This is a genomic window from Bacillus cereus group sp. BfR-BA-01524 (genome assembly GCF_022662595.1).
Taxonomy (GTDB): Bacteria; Bacillota; Bacilli; order Bacillales; family Bacillaceae_G; genus Bacillus_A; species Bacillus_A thuringiensis_S.
This window is the reverse complement of the sequence record NZ_JAKUDW010000185.1, coordinates 1-4,176: the sequence shown is the minus strand read 5'-3', so window position 1 is coordinate 4,176 and position 4,176 is coordinate 1. Positions and strand designations below refer to the sequence as shown.

Genomic DNA, 4,176 nt, shown 5'->3' with positions numbered 1-4,176 from the left:
TTTACCCCAGAAGCCTCCGCCATTAATTTCAAGTTCTTGATTTGTTAAAGTTTCAAGATTTTTGTTTAATTTCTTAGTATTCATTTTAGAAAACCTCTTTTTGAAATATATAGATTTTTAGATTTTAAGTTTAGCAAATATTATTGTTTATTCCCATGGTGCTGGTCCATCATTGTAATAGTTAGACCATCCTTTATAGTATCCAGCTGTGAAATCAGCTAGGTTTTTTACCCAGTTTCCGCCGTCTACTTCTAGAATTTCTTCTTGTGTTAATTCTTCTAGATTTTCTAATTTGATTTCCATTATGTCCCCTCCTTATTTAAATGAATTATTCAGCTTTGGAATCGCTGTCATGTAATTATTATACAATAATATATTTTTTTGTCTATAATTTCCTTGTAATTTTTTTCAAATAATAATAAAATTATTAAATTATTTATATAATGGGATTCATCTTTATTAAGAAAGTAGGTATTACTTTGGTATTAAAAAAATTTGAATGTATTAAGCAACATGATTTACAGGATTGTGGCCCAGCATGTTTAGCTATGATTTCACGTCATTATAGTTCGGATATATCAATTTCTAAAATTCGTGAAATTGCGGGAACTGATTTACAAGGCACAAATATTAAAGGATTGTTGGAAGCGTCTACAAGATTAGGGTTTGATAGTAAAGGTGTTAGGGCTAAGAGTCCTGAGGTATTAGAAGAAATACCTTTACCAGCTATTGCACATGTAATTGACAACGGTTTATTACATTATGTAGTTATTTATAAAGTGAAAAAAAATAAAGTCTATATTGCAGATCCTGCAAAAGGGAATATTGTATTTAGTTTGGAAGATTTTTGTGAGATTTGGAAAGGTATTTTAGTTTTAGTTAGTCCTAATGAAAATTTTAATAAATCCGATTATTCTAGTGGTAAATTGTCTCGTTTTACATCTTTATTAAAATCTCAAATTCATTTACTTGTTCCTATGTTTATTGCTTCTATTTTCTTAAATGGGTTTAGTATGTTAGGTGCATTTTATTTTAAATTTTTAATTGATGATATTGTTGCGAATCAGTTATTACAAACTTTACATATAGTTTCAATAGGTATTGTTATTTTATATGTATTTAAGGTATTACTATCATATTTTAGAACTCATTTGATTTTATATTTTAGTAGGAGAATCGATATACAGTTAATGTTGGGATATTATCGACATGTTATTGGTTTACCTATGAATTTTTTTGAAACGAGAAAAGTTGGTGAAATTATTTCTCGTTTTACGGATGCTAGTAAAGTTAGAGATGCTTTATCTAATACTACAATTACATTAATGATTGATAGCTTAATGGTAGTTTTAGGTTCTGTTTTGCTTTATTTACATAATTCTGTTTTGTTTGGTGTAACCCTTTTATTAATCCCGTTTTATGTTCTTGTTATTTTAGGATTTCATAAATCTTATGAAAATATTAATAGAGAGCAAATGGAAAGTAATGCAAAGTTAATGTCTTATATAGTGGAGTCATTAAATGGTGTTGGTACTATAAAATCATATAATGCTGAAAAAGAAGTAATTTTTGAAATGGAAAAACGTTTTGTAAGTTTACTTCGTCATTTTTTTAAAAATGGTATGATTTCTAATTTACAAGGAACTATTAAAATTGCTATTGAATTAATTGGTGGAGTAATTATTTTATGGGTAGGTGCTAACCAGGTATTAAAGGGAAATATGTCAATTGGTGAGTTAATTACTTATAATGCACTTTTGGTATATTTCTTGAATCCTATTCAGAATTTAATTGGTATTCAACCGATGATGCAATCAGCTATTGTAGCAGCAGAAAGGTTAAATGATATTTTTGATTTAGAATTAGAAAAATCGAAGGATGAAGAGAGAAAGGTATTTCCAAATCGTCTTTCTGGGAAGATTGATTTTGAGAATGTAACATTTAAATATGGTACGAGGAATAATGTTTTAAATAATATTAGTTTTTCAATTTCCCCTGGTAGTCAAGTAGCTTTTGTTGGTGAAAGTGGTTCCGGTAAAACAACTATTTCAAAGTTATTAATGAATTATTATTCAGTTCAGCAGGGGAATATTTATTATGATGATTATCATATTAAAGAAATTAGTAAAACAGCATTACGTAAACAAATTGCATATGTATCACAGGAGTCCTTTTTCTTTAGTGGTTCCATTTATGATAATTTACAATTTGGTCTAGAACGTAAGGTTAGTTTTGAAGAATTAATTCATGTATGTAAATTAGCTTGTGCTCATGATTTTATTAGTGAATTACCATTACGATATGAAACATTATTAGAGGAAAATGCGTCTAATTTATCTGGAGGACAAAAACAAAGATTAGCTATTGCACGTGCGTTATTGAAAAATCCAGATATTTTGATTTTAGATGAGGCAACAAGTAATTTAGATTCTACAACGGAGAAAAAAATTACTGATATGCTTAGAGATTTAGGAAGTAAGGAAATCACAGTTATTATGATTGCGCATCGATTAAGTACAGTTCAACATGCTAGTAAAATTTTTGTCATGAGAAAAGGAAATATTATTGAAGAAGGTTCTCATGAGGAATTATTACTTCAAAAGGGTGATTATTATGGTTTATGGAAAAATCAAACTGTACATGTAGATCATATAAAATCACAATCTTATGCAATGTGGGGAAATAAAGATGAATAAAATTTATTCTTTTGAGCAATTAACAGATAGTGTGGAGTTATTAGAACGAAAACCACCTCGTTTTATTATATGGTTTTTATCTGGACTTATTTTATTGTTTGTTATTTTTGTTGTTTGGGCTTATTTTGGAAAGGTTGATATTGTAAGTAAAGGAACAGTAATCATACAGAATAAATTTGAATCTAGTCTAGTTCGAAGTAAAAACAAGGGAATATTAGATAATGTTTTGGTTAAGTCGGGTGATTTTGTGAAAACAGGAGATGTTTTGTTTCAAATAAAAGAGGAAAATGAAAATGTTTTTGTAAAAGCATCAATGGATGGAGAAGTTCAGTTTAATTCTACTATTCAATCTGGTGATTTAATTGAATCTGGAAAAGAGATTTTGTCTATTGTACCAAAAAACCTTGAGAAAAGAGCTCGTATAATTTTATCTCCTCAAGATAGAAAAAATATCAAAAAGGGTGATAAGATAATTTATTCTTTTAATACAGAAAGAATAGATAAATATATAGGGGAAATTGTATATATTGCGGCGGAACCTGTTTATAATAAAGAATTTAAATCCTATATGTATGAATTAGAAGCAACGATTGATTCTAACAATGATGAATTATATGCAGGAATGATGGGACAAGGTTCAGTGTTAATTGGATCAGAACCAATTTGGAAGTTTTTGTTAAAGAAAATGATTTGATTTTTAAATCAATGAGGATTGTTAATTAAGATTAGGAGAGGTTTTTTAGTATGAAAAAAAATATATTTGTTATGACGTTTGTGATTTTTTGTAGTTTATTTTGTTTTTCTTTTAATAGTTATGCTGAATTGAATAATATTTCATTAAATAGAAGTGATGACATATCTATTATTTTTGAAAGTGAGAATAATATTGATAAAATAATAAGTAATATAAAAAGTAATAAATTGATTAATTGGAGTGTTAATGATTTAAATCAATTATTAGATAAAGTAGATAAAGTAGATTTGAGTATAATGGAACGTGCAACTTTAAAAAGAGAGATAATAAGAGAATCAGGTTTTTCTAATTTTGATTTTAAGGGTACTAAGGCGGATGTTTTAGCATTTAAGGATTTAAAAATAGAGATAAAAGAAATTGATAAAGATTTAATTTTATATAGAAGAAGTAAATCTGGTGAACCAGATTCTAGGTATGGTCTTGGTTATTGGTGGAGTGATAAAAAGAGAAACATTGAAGAAACAAGAAATGAGTTAGCGGTATTAGAAGCTTGGGGGAATCCATTAAGTACAGAATATATAGTAGAAATACCAAAAGGAATTAGAGTTCTTACGGGAATCACTGCATCTCAAACTCAATTTCAAAATGGTACAGATATAGTTCAGGAATATAGGGAAGGTGGAGGAGTACAATATTGGATAAATAAAGTTAGTGTTAGCTGGTTAAAATAAGTAAATTTGATTGGAGAAACAATGAATCATGATCAAAAGTTTATAAACTTAATTT

At 27.7% G+C, this 4,176-nt stretch carries 4 protein-coding genes; 3 read left to right on the top strand and 1 reads right to left on the bottom strand.

What is annotated here, in order from left to right; translation table 11 throughout:
• Positions 1 to 147: 147 nt before the first annotated feature.
• Positions 148 to 303, bottom strand: a complete 156-nt coding sequence (locus MR170_RS29920) for a hypothetical protein (RefSeq protein ID WP_012263688.1) — start codon at positions 301 to 303, stop codon at positions 148 to 150.
• Positions 304 to 479: 176 nt separating this feature from the next.
• Here MR170_RS29920 and MR170_RS29915 point away from each other — a divergent pair, with 176 nt between their 5' ends.
• From MR170_RS29915 to MR170_RS29905, 3 genes are read left to right on the top strand one after another with little or no spacing between them, the layout of a single operon-like run.
• Positions 480 to 2,696 carry a peptidase domain-containing ABC transporter gene (locus tag MR170_RS29915; RefSeq protein WP_242310507.1) on the top strand — a complete coding sequence of 739 codons (2,217 nt, stop codon included), beginning with the start codon at positions 480 to 482 and terminating at the stop codon, positions 2,694 to 2,696.
• Positions 2,689 to 3,390 carry an HlyD family secretion protein gene (locus tag MR170_RS29910; RefSeq protein WP_012263686.1) on the top strand — a complete coding sequence of 234 codons (702 nt, stop codon included), beginning with the start codon at positions 2,689 to 2,691 and terminating at the stop codon, positions 3,388 to 3,390. Before MR170_RS29915 ends, MR170_RS29910 begins: the two co-directional genes overlap by 8 nt.
• A gap of 50 nt (positions 3,391 to 3,440) precedes the next feature.
• Positions 3,441 to 4,121, top strand: a complete 681-nt coding sequence (locus MR170_RS29905; protein WP_242310505.1) for an autotransporter — start codon at positions 3,441 to 3,443, stop codon at positions 4,119 to 4,121.
• Positions 4,122 to 4,176: the final 55 nt, after the last annotated feature.